The 12665-nt window shown below is 65.9% G+C and carries 15 protein-coding genes; 12 read left to right on the plus strand and 3 right to left on the minus strand.

Annotation, left to right across the window (positions count from 1 at the left end; genetic code table 11):
* Positions 1-3: 3 nt before the first annotated feature.
* A complete protein-coding gene (ispH, locus tag N6H05_RS11975) occupies positions 4-963 on the minus strand; it encodes a 4-hydroxy-3-methylbut-2-enyl diphosphate reductase (RefSeq protein ID WP_284114033.1) in 960 nt (319 codons plus the stop codon).
* Between the two features lie 167 nt (positions 964-1130).
* On the opposite strand from ispH, the gene N6H05_RS11980 reads away from it, so the two are divergent.
* The 9 genes from N6H05_RS11980 to tatC all read left to right on the plus strand — a co-directional run bounded on the left by N6H05_RS11980 (position 1131) and on the right by tatC (position 8338).
* Positions 1131-1739: a hypothetical protein gene (locus N6H05_RS11980; protein WP_010336260.1), complete on the plus strand. Its 609-nt coding sequence runs from the start codon at positions 1131-1133 to the stop codon at positions 1737-1739.
* Between the two features lie 129 nt (positions 1740-1868).
* A complete protein-coding gene (gene argS / locus N6H05_RS11985; protein WP_284114034.1) occupies positions 1869-3596 on the plus strand; it encodes an arginine--tRNA ligase in 1728 nt (575 codons plus the stop codon).
* A gap of 19 nt (positions 3597-3615) precedes the next feature.
* Positions 3616-4335, plus strand: coding sequence for an SPOR domain-containing protein (locus N6H05_RS11990; protein ID WP_284114036.1), 720 nt, complete (start codon positions 3616-3618; stop codon positions 4333-4335).
* Between the two features lie 55 nt (positions 4336-4390).
* Complete coding sequence (gene nagZ, locus N6H05_RS11995) at positions 4391-5401, plus strand: beta-N-acetylhexosaminidase (protein WP_284114037.1); 1011 nt, start codon at positions 4391-4393, stop codon at positions 5399-5401.
* A 17-nt stretch (positions 5402-5418) separates the two neighbouring features.
* Positions 5419-6201, plus strand: a complete 783-nt coding sequence (locus N6H05_RS12000; RefSeq protein ID WP_284114039.1) for a segregation and condensation protein A — start codon at positions 5419-5421, stop codon at positions 6199-6201.
* Between the two features lie 8 nt (positions 6202-6209).
* Positions 6210-6791 (plus strand): SMC-Scp complex subunit ScpB, encoded by a 582-nt coding sequence (gene scpB / locus N6H05_RS12005; protein WP_010336265.1) that lies wholly within the window; start codon positions 6210-6212, stop codon positions 6789-6791.
* Positions 6792-6819: 28 nt separating this feature from the next.
* Positions 6820-7059: a twin-arginine translocase TatA/TatE family subunit gene (locus N6H05_RS12010; RefSeq protein WP_004207976.1), complete on the plus strand. Its 240-nt coding sequence runs from the start codon at positions 6820-6822 to the stop codon at positions 7057-7059.
* Between the two features lie 26 nt (positions 7060-7085).
* Complete coding sequence (locus N6H05_RS12015; RefSeq protein WP_284114040.1) at positions 7086-7550, plus strand: twin-arginine translocase TatA/TatE family subunit; 465 nt, start codon at positions 7086-7088, stop codon at positions 7548-7550.
* Positions 7547-8338, plus strand: a complete 792-nt coding sequence (tatC, locus tag N6H05_RS12020) for a twin-arginine translocase subunit TatC (protein ID WP_004207974.1) — start codon at positions 7547-7549, stop codon at positions 8336-8338. Before N6H05_RS12015 ends, tatC begins: the two co-directional genes overlap by 4 nt.
* A gap of 35 nt (positions 8339-8373) precedes the next feature.
* Here the strand turns inward: tatC and N6H05_RS12025 are convergent, their stop codons facing one another.
* Complete coding sequence (locus N6H05_RS12025; RefSeq protein ID WP_004207973.1) at positions 8374-8502, minus strand: entericidin A/B family lipoprotein; 129 nt, start codon at positions 8500-8502, stop codon at positions 8374-8376.
* A 371-nt stretch (positions 8503-8873) separates the two neighbouring features.
* Positions 8874-9848 (minus strand): cell wall hydrolase, encoded by a 975-nt coding sequence (locus tag N6H05_RS12030; protein WP_284114217.1) that lies wholly within the window; start codon positions 9846-9848, stop codon positions 8874-8876.
* Positions 9849-10048: 200 nt separating this feature from the next.
* On the opposite strand from N6H05_RS12030, the gene N6H05_RS12035 reads away from it, so the two are divergent.
* The 3 genes from N6H05_RS12035 to N6H05_RS12045 are packed head-to-tail and all read left to right on the plus strand — an operon-like array spanning position 10049 to position 12631.
* Positions 10049-11041: a cysteine synthase A gene (locus tag N6H05_RS12035; protein WP_037510479.1), complete on the plus strand. Its 993-nt coding sequence runs from the start codon at positions 10049-10051 to the stop codon at positions 11039-11041.
* A 42-nt stretch (positions 11042-11083) separates the two neighbouring features.
* Positions 11084-11401: a hypothetical protein gene (locus tag N6H05_RS12040; protein WP_284114042.1), complete on the plus strand. Its 318-nt coding sequence runs from the start codon at positions 11084-11086 to the stop codon at positions 11399-11401.
* 6 nt (positions 11402-11407) lie between these two features.
* A complete protein-coding gene (locus N6H05_RS12045) occupies positions 11408-12631 on the plus strand; it encodes a Gldg family protein (protein ID WP_284114043.1) in 1224 nt (407 codons plus the stop codon).
* Positions 12632-12665: the final 34 nt, after the last annotated feature.

A 12665-nucleotide genomic window follows, 5' to 3' on the forward strand; every position in this document is an offset into this window, starting at 1 on the left:
GGGTTATGCGACCTCCAGTCCGCGCGGCAGCTTGAAGGATATCGTCTCCTGCGCCGTTTCCACTTGCTCCTCGGTGACGACGAAGCGCTCGGCGATCCGGTCGACGACTTCGCGCACCAGTATTTCGGGCGCGGAGGCACCGGCGGTGAGGCCCAGCGTCGTTACCCCCTCCAGCCAGGCAAAGTCGATCTCGTCGGCGCGCTGGATCAGGCGCGCGGGGGTGCCCTCGCGCTCGGCGACCTCGACCAGGCGCAGCGAGTTGGAACTGTTGGGCGCGCCGATCACATAGACGGCGTCACAGCGGGCGGCGATCGCCTTGACCGCCGTCTGGCGGTTCGACGTCGCATAACAGATATCCTCGCCCTTGGGCGCGATGATCGAGGGGAAGCGGCGCTCCAGCGTGGCGACGATCGCGGCGGTGTCGTCGACCGACAGGGTGGTCTGGGTCAGGAAGGCGAGGTTGTCGGCGTCGGCGGGCGCCAGCGCCTCGGCATCCTCGACCGTCTCGATCAGCGTCATCGTGCCGTCGGGCACCTGGCCGAAGGTGCCGATCACCTCCGGATGGCCCTTGTGGCCGATGAACAATATGTGGCGGCCGGCGGTCACCATGCGTTCGGCCTGGCGATGCACCTTGCTGACCAGCGGGCAGGTTGCGTCGAGATAGTCGAGGCCGCGCTCCTCCGCCTTGGCCGGCACCGCCTTGGGCACGCCATGGGCGGAAAAGACGACCGGCACGCCGTCGGGCACCTGGTCCAGTTCCTCGACGAAGATCGCGCCCTTGGCCTTCAGGCTGTCGACCACGAACTTGTTGTGGACGATTTCATGGCGGACATAGACCGGCGCGCCATATTTCTCGATCGCGCGCTCGACGATGATGATGGCGCGGTCGACACCGGCGCAGAAGCCGCGCGGGGCAGCGATCAACAGGGTCATCGGCGGGCGAGGGGCGGGGCTCTGCGTCATGGGCGCGGCTTAGGGCAATGTCGCGCCCGAAGGAAGGGCCAACGCAAATCACCGCGCTTTGTGTTGCGTGGGCGGCGGGGGATGGATAAGGAAGCCGGACGCCTCTGTCCAAGGGGCATGCTGAGGAATTGCTGCCTGTGACATTGTCCCGAATTGCGTTGACCGGAATGCTCGCCCTTGCCCTTGCCGGCTGTTCTCGCCGGGGGGAAATCGACCCGACGGGCGGTATCGTCACGGTGCGTTCGGCTTGCCCGGTGGCTGCAATCCCGGCCTATACCGGCGACGTGACCCTGTTCAATCCGGCCCAGAGCCGCGATGCCTCCGCGATCGACGTGGTGGCGAACATCACCGATCTGCGCTCGACCTGTTCGGATGGCGCCCAGCTTTATACCCAGGCGACCTTCGTGGTGAATGCGCGTCGCAACGACGCCAGCGCCGCGCGCCAGGTGACCTTGCCCTATTTCTCGGCGATCGTGCGGGGCGGTAGTGCCGTCGTCGCCAAGCGGATCGGCCAGGTGACGCTGAACTTCGCGCCGGGCGAATATCGCGCGACCGCGACCGCCACGGCTGGCTCCTATGTCGACAAGGCATCGGCCACGCTGCCGCCGGAAATTCAGCAGAAGATCACGCAGAAGCGCAAGGCAGGCGATGCGGATGCCGCGATCGACCCCTTCGCCCAGCCGGACGTCAAGGCGGCGCTGCAGCGAACCAGCTTCGAGCTGCTCGTGGGTTTCAACCTGACCCAGGATCAGCTCAAATATAACGCGACCCGTTAAGCCCGTTGATTTGTTTCCGTTCGGGCTGAGCGAAGTCGAAGCCCGCCACTGAGCGAAGCGAAGTGCTTCACTCCGTTCAGCCTGGCCCTTCGACTTCGCTCAGGGCGAACGGAGTTGAAGGAAATGCCCGTGTCCCTTTACACCCGTTTCACTGCCCATCTCGATGCCGTGCTCGACGCGCTGGAGGCTGAAGGCACGCTGCCCGCCGGCCTCAACCGCAAGCCGGTGACGGTGGAGCCGCCGCGCGACCCCAGCCATGGCGACCTGGCCACCAACGCCGCGATGGTGCTGGCCAAGCCCGCCGGCACCAATCCGCGCGCGCTGGCCGACGCGATCGTGACCAAGCTGCAGGCGCTGGACGAGGTCGAGGCGGCCAGCATCGCCGGCCCCGGCTTCATCAACCTGACCCTGACCGACCCGACCTGGCGGGCGGAGCTGGCGGCGATCCATGCCGAAGCGGCCGATTATGGCCGGTCCGATTTCGGCGCGGGCACGACCGTGAACGTCGAATATGTCTCGGCCAACCCCACCGGTCCCATGCATATGGGTCATTGCCGCGGCGCGGTGGTCGGCGATGCGCTCGCCACCCTGCTGGAATATGCCGGGCACAAGGTGATCCGCGAATATTATATCAATGATGCGGGCGGCCAGGTCGATGTGCTCGCCCGTTCCGCGCATGTCCGCTACCGCGAAGCGCTGGGCGAGGATGTCGGCGCGATCCCCGAGGGGCTTTATCCGGGCGATTATCTTGTGCCGGTGGGTCAGGCGCTGGCCGCCGAATATGGCGACAGGTTCGTCGGTGCGCCCGAGGGCGACTGGCTGGTCCTGTTCCGCACCTTTGCCGTGGCGAAGATGATGGACATGATCCGCAGCGATCTCGCGCTGCTGGGCATCCACCACGACATCTTCTCGTCGGAGGCCGAACTGCAGGCGGCGGGCAAGCCGGCCGAGGCCGAGGCCTGGCTGCGTGCCCATGACCTGGTCTATGACGGCGTGCTGGAAGCGCCCAAGGGTGAACTGCCCGACGATTGGGAGCCGGTGGAACTGCCGCTGTTCCGTTCGACCAGGTTCGGCGACGACCAGGATCGGCCGATCAAGAAGTCGAATGGCAGCTGGACCTATTTCGGTGCCGACATGGCCTATCATTTCCAGAAGGCCCAGACCGCCGATCAGCTGATCGACATATGGGGCGCTGACCATGCCGGCACGGTGAAGCGCATCCAGGCCGCCGTCGCCGCCCTGACCGAGGGCAAGGCGCGGTTCGACGTGAAGCTGATCCAGATGGTCCGCCTGCTGCGCGACGGCGAGCCGGTAAAGATGTCGAAGCGCGCCGGCAATTTCGTCACGCTGGCCGATGTCGTGCGCGAAGTGGGCAAGGATGTCGTCCGCTTCACCATGCTGACGCGCAAGGCCGATGCCCAGATGGACTTCGACTTCGCCAAGGTGGTGGAAGCCTCGAAGGACAATCCGGTCTTCTATGTGCAATATGCCCATGCCCGCATTTCCTCGCTCGGCCGTCGTGCAGAGGAGGCCGGGATCGACCTTCCCGCGCCCGACCTGTCCCTGCTTGGGACGGCGGAGCTGAACCTGGTGAAGCTGGCGGCACAGTTCCCGCGCGTCGTCGAAGGATCGGCGCAGGCTCGTGAACCGCATCGTATTGCCTTCTATCTCAATGACTTGGCTTCGGCATTCCATGGCTGGTGGAATATGGGCAATGATGATCCGCGCGCGCGCGTCGTGCTGGCGGACGATCCGGCGCTCACCTCGGCCCGGCTTTTCTTGAGCCGCGGAATCGGGCAGATCATCCGCAACGGCCTTGCCCTGATGGGCGTGGTCGCGCTGACCGAAATGCAGTGAGCCGAGCGGAGTTTCGATAATGGGTGACTATGCACGCGGGCGACTTGACCTCGATGACGAGGATCGGCTGCCCTGGCTGGAACCTGCGCTCGACGAGGCGGATGAGGAGCGGATTTCGCCGCTGCGCCTACTCGGCCTCATCATCCTGGGGCTGGCCCTGATTGGTGCGGTGGTCGCGGGCGTATGGTGGATGCAGAACCGCACCGGCGGTGGCGCGGGCGAGGGGCAACTGATCGCCGCGCCGCAGGGCGACTACAAGATCGCTGCCAAGGAAGCGGACGCCAAGAAGTTCCAGGGCGAGGGCGATGCCAGCTTCGCCGCGAGCGAGGGCGTGGCCCGCGATGGCCAGATCGACCCGAGCCGCGTGCCCGAAGCACCGATCACCCCGACCGGCGCTGCCCCCGCAGGCACCAAGCCCGCTGTTCCGGCCAAGCCCGCGCAGAGCGTCACCGCCAAGGTCGAGGATGAGACCAGAGCTGCGCCCAAGGCAGCCGCGCCCAAGGCAGCCGGCAGCGGCGTCATCCAGCTGGGCGCCTATGGCAGCGCGTCGGGCGCCAAGGATGCCTGGGGCCGCCTGTCGAAGCGCTTTGCCTATCTCGCGCCGCTCGCCATGTCGGTCGAGCCGGCCGAAGTGGGCGGCAGCACCGTCTATCGTCTGCGCGCCAGCGCCGGCGGGCAGGCGGGCACCGTTTGCGGCAAGCTGAAGGTCGCGGGCGAAAGCTGCATCATCGTCAATTGACCCAAACAGGGCGCGGGCGTCGACAGCCCGCGCCTTAGTCATTAGCATCGGCGTCATGAAACCCGTCATCTTCGGCCTATCCGGCGAAACCCTGACCGCCGACGAGCGCGCCTTCTTTGCCGAGGCGCAGCCGGCCGGCTATATCTTGTTCAAGCGCAACATCGCCGATCGCGCGCAGGTGCGGGCGCTGACCGACGAGTTGCGCGCGCTGCACGGGCGCGACGACCTGCTGATCATGATCGATCAGGAGGGCGGCCGGGTCGCGCGGATGCAGGCGCCGGTCTGGCCCAGCTTTCCCGCCGGCGCGGTGTTCGACCGCCTTTATGACATTGCGCCGTCCAGCGCGATCGCGGCGGCGCGGGCCAATGCGCGGGCTCTGGCGCTGATGCTGGCGGAGGTCGGCATCACGGTCGATGCGTTGCCGCTGCTGGACGTGCGGCAGGCGGGCGCAAGCGACATCATGGGCGACCGGACGCTGGGTGCCGAGCCGATGCGCGTCGCGGCGCTTGGCCGCGCGGTGATCGAGGGGCTGGCCGACGGCAATGTCGTGGGCATCGTCAAGCATATGCCGGGCCATGGCCGCGCGCTGGTCGACAGCCATCTGGAACTGCCGGTCGTCCATGCCGGGACGGAGGAACTAGAAACCGATCTGGCGCCGTTCCGCGCGCTCAAGGACGCGCCGATGGGCATGACCGCCCATGTCGTCTACACCGCCTGGGATGCCGACCGGCCGGCCAGCCTGTCGCCGATCGTGATCGAGGAGATTATTCGCCAGCGCGTCGGTTTTGACGGGCTGCTGATGTCCGACGATCTCGACATGAAGGCGCTCAAGGGCTCGATTCCCGAACTGGCCGCCGGCGTGGTCGCGGCCGGGTGCGACCTGGCGCTCAATTGCTGGGGGCGGATGGACGATATGGTCGGCATCGCCAATCTGCTGCCGGAGATCAGGCCGGTTGCGCGGGCGCGGCTCGATCGGGCGATGGGCTCGGCCCATGTCGCCGACCTGCCGCCGTTCGAGCAGTTGCTGGCGACCCGCGACACGTTGCTGGCGCTGGTTCCGGCCTGATCGCGGACGCGGGGGCGATGGACGATCTCTTCACCGCCCCGGCCGCGACGCCCGCCGAGGTCTTGACCGTCAGCTTCGAAAGCTGGGAGGGGCCGCTCGACCTGTTGCTGGCGCTGGCGCGGACGCAGAAGGTCGACCTGCGCGAAATCTCCATTTTGGCGCTGGTCGAGCAATATCTGGCCTATGTCGATGGCGCGCGGCAGCTGAAGCTGGAACTGGCGGCCGACTATCTGGTGATGGCGGCTTGGCTCGCCTATCTCAAATCGGCGATGCTGCTGCCCAAGGAAGCGCAGCCCGAACCCAGTCCCGAGGAAATGGCGCTGCGGCTGCAATTGCGGCTGCAACGGCTGCACGCCATGCGCGAGGCCGGTGCGCGGCTGATGGCCGGCGATCGAATCGGGCGCGACGTGTTCGTCCGCCCCCAGCCCGAGGGGCTGCACATGGTGCGGCGGGCGAAGTGGAGCGCCAGCCTTTATGATCTGATCCAGGCCTATGGCCAGATCCGCGCGCGTAACCAGCCGGTGGTGCATATGGTCGCGGTGCGGCCGGTGATGACCCTGGACGAGGCGATCCAGCGGGTGAGCGCGCTGGTCGGGTCGGCGCTCGACTGGACGACCCTGGAATCCTTCCTGCCCGACGATCGCGATGGGCCGATGGCGAAGTCGGCGCTGGCCAGCAGCTTCGTGGCGATGCTGGAACTGGCCAAGCAGGGGCGGGTGGACATAAGGCAGGACGGAATATTCGAGCCGATCTATCTGCGGGCGGCGCTGTCGGGCGATCAATGGGAGCAGTTGCGGTGATCCGGGAGATGGATGATTTCGCGCGCGCGGTGGAGGCGGCCTTGTTCGCGTCGGAGGAGCCGCTGACGCCCGCCGAACTGCGCGCCCATGTCGGCGATGGCGGCGACCTGCCCGCGACGCTGGCCGGGCTGGCGCAGGATTATGCCGGGCGCGGCGTCAATCTGGTCGAGCGGGGCGGGCGCTGGCATTTCCAAACGGCGGCCGACCTGGCGCATATCCTGCGGCGGGAACGGGACGAGACGCGCAAACTGTCGCGCGCGGCGATGGAGACGCTGGCGATCATCGCCTATCATGAGCCGGTCAGCCGCGCGGAGATCGAGGCGATTCGCGGGGTTCAGGTGGCCAAGGGTACGCTGGATGTGCTGATGGAGGCCGGCTGGGTGCGTCCGGTGGGGCGGCGCGAAGTGCCGGGTCGCCCGCTCATCTATGCGACCAGCGTAGAGTTTCTGTCACATTTTGGCCTTAGCAGCCGCCGGGACTTGCCGGGTCTGGACGATTTGCGGGCTGCGGGGTTGCTGGATCCGGTGGATTTGGCGCTGGAGGGTCTGGGCGGTCAATCCGTTCTGGAAAAGGATGAGGAAGAGGCCTAGAAAGGCCTCCTTTCAGGAGTATGTGAAAATGGGTTCTTTCTCGCTGATGCACTGGGTGATCGTGCTCCTGGTCGTCATGCTGCTGTTCGGTGGCGGTCGGATTTCCGGCCTGATGGGTGACGTGGCCAAGGGCATCAAGAGCTTCAAGAAGGGCATGGCCGACGACGAGGACGACGCGACGCCGGCAAAGCCCGCGACCCGGATCGAGGGTCATCGCGTGCCCGAACAGGATGCGCCGAGCGCAACCGAAGAAAAGACCAAGGCCTGATCTCTAACGCAGGCTGGTAGTCGCGCATGTTTGGCATCGATTCGACCGAATTTCTGGTGATCGTGATCATTGCGGTGATCGTGATCGGCCCGAAGGATCTTCCGCGCGCGCTCTACAAGGTGGGGCAGATCGTGGGGAAGGCCCAGGGCATGGCCCGGCATTTCCGCACCGGCATTGATGCCATGGTGCGGGAAGTCGAGCTGGAAGAGCTGGAAAAGAAATGGGCCGAGCAGAATAAGCGCATCATGGCCGAGCATCCGCCCGAGACCCAGGTTCCCGAAACCCAGGTCATCGAGCATGGTTCGGCCATCGATGCGCCCGCTGCTTCGGCTGTAGACGACAAGCCGCCTTATGTGGCGGAAGCGCCGGCGGCCCCCGCTGTCGATGCGCCGCCCTATGTGGCGGAGGCCGCGCCGCCGCCGGTGGCGGACAAGCCGCCCTATGTCGCAGAAGAACCCGCTGCACCCAAGCAGGGAGATGCGGCGGCATGATCGGCGATATTGACGACAGCAAGGCGCCCTTGCTGGACCATCTGATCGAACTGCGCAGCCGCTTGCTCAAATGCGTGTACGCGCTCGCCATCACCGGGGCGATCTGCTTCTATTTTTCGGAGCAGCTCTTCGCGATCCTGGTGCATCCGCTCAAGGAAGCCTTTGGCGATGCCGGCGGCAAGCTGGTCTATACCAAGCTCTACGAAGCCTTTTTCGTGCAGATCAAGATCGCGCTGTTCGGCGCCTTCTGCCTGTCTTTTCCGATCATCGCCAACCAGCTCTGGGCGTTCGTCGCGCCGGGGCTGTATGCGAAGGAAAAGAAGGCGCTGCTGCCTTTCATCATCGCAACCCCCTTCCTGTTCGCACTGGGTGCGAGCCTCGCCTATTTCGTGGTGATGCCGACCGCCTTCCATTTCTTCCTGGGCTATCAGGGCAATGGCAGCGGGTTGCAGGTCGAGGCGCTGCCGAGCGCGGACAGCTATCTGGGCCTGGTGATGCAGTTCATCCTGGCCTTTGGCATCTGTTTCCTGTTGCCGGTGCTGCTGATGCTGCTCAACCGGGCCGGCTTCGTGTCGCGCGAGCAGCTGAAGGGGATGCGCCGCTACATGATCGTCGGCGCCTTCATCCTCGCCGCGGTGTTGACCCCGCCGGATGTGGTGTCGCAGCTGATGCTCGCCATCCCGCTGCTGCTGCTTTACGAAATCACGCTGGTCGCGATCTGGTTCACTGATCGCAGCCAGGCGAAACGCGCCGCTGCAGAGGCGGCGGCCGAGGAAGCGTCCGCATAAGAAAAGACCCGCGAGACGCGGGCCTTTTTCCATCTTTAGTTGGCCGACTTCTCGACGGCCTTGCCGGCGCTCTGCACGTCCCTGCCAGCGCCTTCCACCGTATTGCAGGCGGATACCAGCAGCGAGCCGGTGAGCAGCAGGGCGGTGACGATTGTCTTGGTCATCGATTTCTCCTTCCGAAATATCGGCCGACCGCATGGCGAGCCATATCGGTGACCGCTGGAGAACACGCCTGGAAGGGAAGGGTTCCGCCGGCTGGCGCTGGTTCGACGATGGGGAGGGCAGCCCGAAAAAGTCTGAGCCCGGAACGCGTCGGGGGGGGGATGATGCGTTCCGGGCTCATATTTTTTGGATAGCAAGAGCGGGGGGCAAAAGATTTGCTATCCGAAATGCAGAACGAGCGGCAAAGCGGGTGGTTCCCGATTTCCGCTCCTGATCGCGAATTTTAATTGCCCTTATTTTCAGGCGTTTCGCTGGTTGATCGGATATTAACCTAAAATAATCTCGCCAGACGAGCGCAAAAAGATGGTGCGGTTCAACCGAGCGGCCGGCCGCTGTTGCGATATTCGGGGCGGATCGTTGATTCCGGCAGATTGTCGATCGGCGCGGCAAGGGGGGGCGCGGGCGCGGGCTGCGTCGCCGGCGTGGAGGGCGCGACCGTCGGCAGGGGCCCATAGGCTGTTGCCGGTCCCGCGCTCATCAGTTCGACGGGCGACACCGGCTGGACCGGCCAGATCCGGCGGGCAGGGCCGGATATCAGTTCGCGCCCCGGATAGGCGTCGCCGAAGGCGGCGGGCGTGCCGTTGAAGCCCATGCCGCGATAGAAGATATGGGCGCCGATCACGGCAACCGGCTGCAGCGTGGCGGACCAGGCCGGGCGGACGGCCAGCGTATGATAATGGGTAGCAAGGCCCACCGGGGCATAGGGTTTGCCCGACAGCGCCTGCTGGGCGATGCCGCGCGCGCGGACCCAGGCGACCGCGTTGGGCAGGCGGGCCATGGCGCCATCGCAGCTGAAGGTGAACTGGCAGTGGAAGTCGGTGCGTTCCGATCCCTGATAGACGACGCCGCAGACGCTGTTGGGCCAGAGCGGGCTGCGCACGCGGTTCAATACCACCTGCGCGACGGCGCGCTGGCCCTCCTCCGGCTCGTTCCCGGCTTCATAATAGATGGCCGATGTCAGGCAGTTGAGCGCACGATAGCTGTCGGTTGGCGTGATGCCGCGAAAGATGGTCGCGGGGGCGGTCTTCACTTCGGCCAGGCCCATGACATGCGGGCTCTGGATGGTGAGCGCGCCGGGGACGGGATCGAAGGCGCCTTCGGCATAGAAGAAGGCCGAGCCGGGGAAATTGGCGCCCGCCTGCTCGGCCGGGTCGGGGCCATGATGATCCTCGGCCAGCATGTCGAGCGGCGCGGCGGTGATGAGATGCGGCACGACCAGCACGCCAAGCGCGAGCGCGCCCAGGCCGCCATGCCAGATCCATCGTTCCTGTTGCTGCGAAAGCCGCATCACCCTGCCGGTATCGAGCGGGCCTGATTGCCGCGCGGCCTTTCCATAGCCGATTTTCCTTTCCAATTCCTCCACGGAATCGGGCAGGCCCTGGATCGGGGGCGAGCGACCGGCGCGCAAAGCCGGAGCAAACCGGCTCTTTTCGTGGTGCAGCATTCCCTTGCTTGGCAAGCACGTATCGGCTCCGCTATGCGGGGTGCATGCTGCTCCAGAAAGATAGCCTCGCCCTGATCGGTAATACCCCGATGGTGCGCCTCGCCGGTCCGTCCGAAGCCACCGGATGCGATATCTACGCCAAGTGCGAATTCGCCAATCCCGGCGCGTCGGTGAAGGATCGCGCCGCCCTGTTCATCGTCAATGATGCCGAGGAGAAGGGGCTGCTGAAGCCCGGTGGCACGATCGTCGAGGGGACGGCCGGCAATACCGGCATCGGCCTGGCGCTGGTCGCCAATGCCAAGGGGTACAAGTCGATCATCGTCATGCCCGAGACGCAGAGCCGGGAAAAGATGGACACGCTGCGCGCGCTGGGCGCGGAACTGGTGACGGTGCCGGCGGCGCCCTATTCCAACCCCGGCCATTTCGTCCACACCTCGCGTCGTCTGGCGGAAGAGACGGAAGGCGCGATCTGGGCCAACCAGTTCGACAATATCGCCAATCGCAAGGCGCATATCGTCGGCACGGCCGAGGAAATCTGGACCCAGATGGAAGGCCGGATCGACGGCTTCATCTGTGCGGCCGGCACCGGCGGCACGATCGCCGGCGTGGGCCTTGGCCTCAAGGCGCATGACGAGAATATCGTCATCGGCCTCGCCGATCCCCATGGCGCGGCGCTCTATAATTATTATGCCCATGGCGAGTTGAAGGCGGAGGGCAATTCGGTCGCCGAAGGCATTGGCCAGGGGCGCATCACCGCCAATCTGGAAGGCGCGCCGATCGACACTCAGTTCCGCATTTCCGACGAGGAAGGGCTGGAATGGGTTCGCCGCCTGCTGGCCGAAGAAGGTCTGTGCCTGGGCTTGTCGTCGGGCATCAATGTCGCGGGTGCCGTTGCGCTCGCGAAACAGCTTGGGCCGGGCAAGAAAATCGTGACAATCCTGTGTGATACCGGCTTCCGCTATTTGTCGACCCTCTACAACCGGCAGTGGCTCGAATCGAAGGGCTTGACGATATTCCCCTGGCTCGCGCACAATTGACGGGCCGACACGGGTCGCGGCGGCATAAAATAGAGCATGTTCATGGCTGATCATTCCCGCCGACAGGAGGGGCTGCAGCGCGTTCAGATAGGGCTGACTGGCCTGGCAGGCGTTGTCCTGCTGGTCGGACTGGCCAATATCGTCATCGACAAGGCGCGGGTGGACGATATTGCGTCCGCGCCGCCGGCCGTGCCGACGATCGACGTCAATGCCGCTGTCGCTGCCACCATGCCCAAGGAACCGCTTGCCGAACTGGGCGTGCAGCCCGCGCAGGAAATGGCGCCGATCGTCCCCGATCTGCAACCCGATCCCAAGATCCGCAAGCCGATGGACCAGGAACCCGCGCCGCAGACGCCCTGACGGGCGATGATGCCGTTCGTTCGCTTTCTTTCCCAGTTGCTCACCCTGTTGCTGCCGGCGACGCTGATGCTGCTCGCCGGTCTGGCTGTCGCCTGGCGAACGGGGCAGGCGGACCCATGGTGCTGGGGCTGGCCGGCGCTGTTGCTGCTCGTGCCAACGGGGTGGTGGCTGGCGCGGCAGGACTTTCTGCATGCGCTGTGGGTGGGGCTGGGTGGTGCCGGGATGGCGCTGCTCTTCTGCGCCTTGGCCGCTGCACGCATGCCCGACCCCAGGGCCATGATCGGCTTGATATTGCTGGCCCTGATGGCAGCTGGCGGTGGCGCGCTCTTGTGGCGACGACGTTGGTTGCCGGCGCTCGCTGTAGTGATTGTGGCCCTGCTGCTGTTTGGCTTCGGGCCGGTCCGTCCCATTTCCTCCCGGCCTGATCGGCCGGTGCTCGCTGTCATCACGGCGCTGCCGCTCTTCTGGGAAGAGGGTGGGGCCGGGACAAGGCGGGACGCGCCGATCGTGACGCTGTTGCGCAGCCGGTTCGACGTGCGGCCGATCGATGATGTGCAGGCGTTGGCCGCATCCGGCGCGCCCGTGCTGCTGCTGGCGCAGTCCCGGCCGATGACGCCGCAGGCGCTGGTCGCGCTTGACCGCTGGGTCAGGGATGGCGGCCGGCTGCTGCTGTTCACCGATCCGCGCCTGCGCTGGCCCTCCGATCTGCCGCTGGGCGACCGGCGCCGGGCACCGATGGTCGGCACGCTCGGCCCTTTGCTGGCGCATTGGGGCGTGCAGGGCGGGGCGGTGCGCGACCGGGAAATGCGCCATTTCCTGCCCGATGGCCGGCTTTTGACGATGGTCGGGATGCAGCCCCTATCCTTGGAGGGGCAGGAGGGCGCTGTTCCGCTGCGGCTGCGGATCGGGCGCGGGGAGGCGCTGCTGCTGGGGGACGCGGACCTGATCGACGACCGGCTGTGGCTGGCCGATCCGGCGCGGCCGCTAGACCCGCGCGCCTGGAGCGCAGATACGCCGGCGCTGGTGGCGCAATGGCTGGGGGCGGAGATGCCGGATGGCCGCCGCTGGATGCGCGATGTCGCGGATGTCCGGCTGGGGCTGCGATCGGCGCTTCTGGCTGGGACAGGCTGGGCGATACTGGGTCTGATGCTGCTTCGCCGTCGTTCCGGCCGGAAGGATATGAGAACAAAAAGTGAAAATAAGCTGGTGAAAGGAGTAAAAAACGGTTAATCCCGTTTCTGACCGGCTTTTCCCAACTTCACCC

This window comes from Sphingobium sp. WTD-1 (assembly GCF_030128825.1).
Taxonomy (GTDB): Bacteria; Pseudomonadota; Alphaproteobacteria; order Sphingomonadales; family Sphingomonadaceae; genus Sphingobium.

Bases quoted from the DNA above. Each gene is read 5' to 3' on its own strand.
- ispH (WP_284114033.1), bottom strand. From the start codon at position 963: ATGACGCAGAGCCCCGCCCCTCGCCCGCCGATGACCCTGTTGATCGCT.
- N6H05_RS11980 (WP_010336260.1), top strand. From the start codon at position 1,131: ATGCTCGCCCTTGCCCTTGCCGGCTGTTCTCGCCGGGGGGAAATCGAC.
- N6H05_RS11990 (WP_284114036.1), top strand. From the start codon at position 3,616: ATGGGTGACTATGCACGCGGGCGACTTGACCTCGATGACGAGGATCGG.
- nagZ (WP_284114037.1), top strand. From the start codon at position 4,391: ATGAAACCCGTCATCTTCGGCCTATCCGGCGAAACCCTGACCGCCGAC.
- N6H05_RS12000 (WP_284114039.1), top strand. From the start codon at position 5,419: ATGGACGATCTCTTCACCGCCCCGGCCGCGACGCCCGCCGAGGTCTTG.
- scpB (WP_010336265.1), top strand. From the start codon at position 6,210: ATGGATGATTTCGCGCGCGCGGTGGAGGCGGCCTTGTTCGCGTCGGAG.
- N6H05_RS12010 (WP_004207976.1), top strand. From the start codon at position 6,820: ATGGGTTCTTTCTCGCTGATGCACTGGGTGATCGTGCTCCTGGTCGTC.
- N6H05_RS12015 (WP_284114040.1), top strand. From the start codon at position 7,086: ATGTTTGGCATCGATTCGACCGAATTTCTGGTGATCGTGATCATTGCG.
- tatC (WP_004207974.1), top strand. From the start codon at position 7,547: ATGATCGGCGATATTGACGACAGCAAGGCGCCCTTGCTGGACCATCTG.
- N6H05_RS12025 (WP_004207973.1), bottom strand. From the start codon at position 8,502: ATGACCAAGACAATCGTCACCGCCCTGCTGCTCACCGGCTCGCTGCTG.
- N6H05_RS12030 (WP_284114217.1), bottom strand. From the start codon at position 9,848: ATGCGGCTTTCGCAGCAACAGGAACGATGGATCTGGCATGGCGGCCTG.
- N6H05_RS12035 (WP_037510479.1), top strand. From the start codon at position 10,049: ATGCTGCTCCAGAAAGATAGCCTCGCCCTGATCGGTAATACCCCGATG.
- N6H05_RS12040 (WP_284114042.1), top strand. From the start codon at position 11,084: ATGGCTGATCATTCCCGCCGACAGGAGGGGCTGCAGCGCGTTCAGATA.
- N6H05_RS12045 (WP_284114043.1), top strand. From the start codon at position 11,408: ATGATGCCGTTCGTTCGCTTTCTTTCCCAGTTGCTCACCCTGTTGCTG.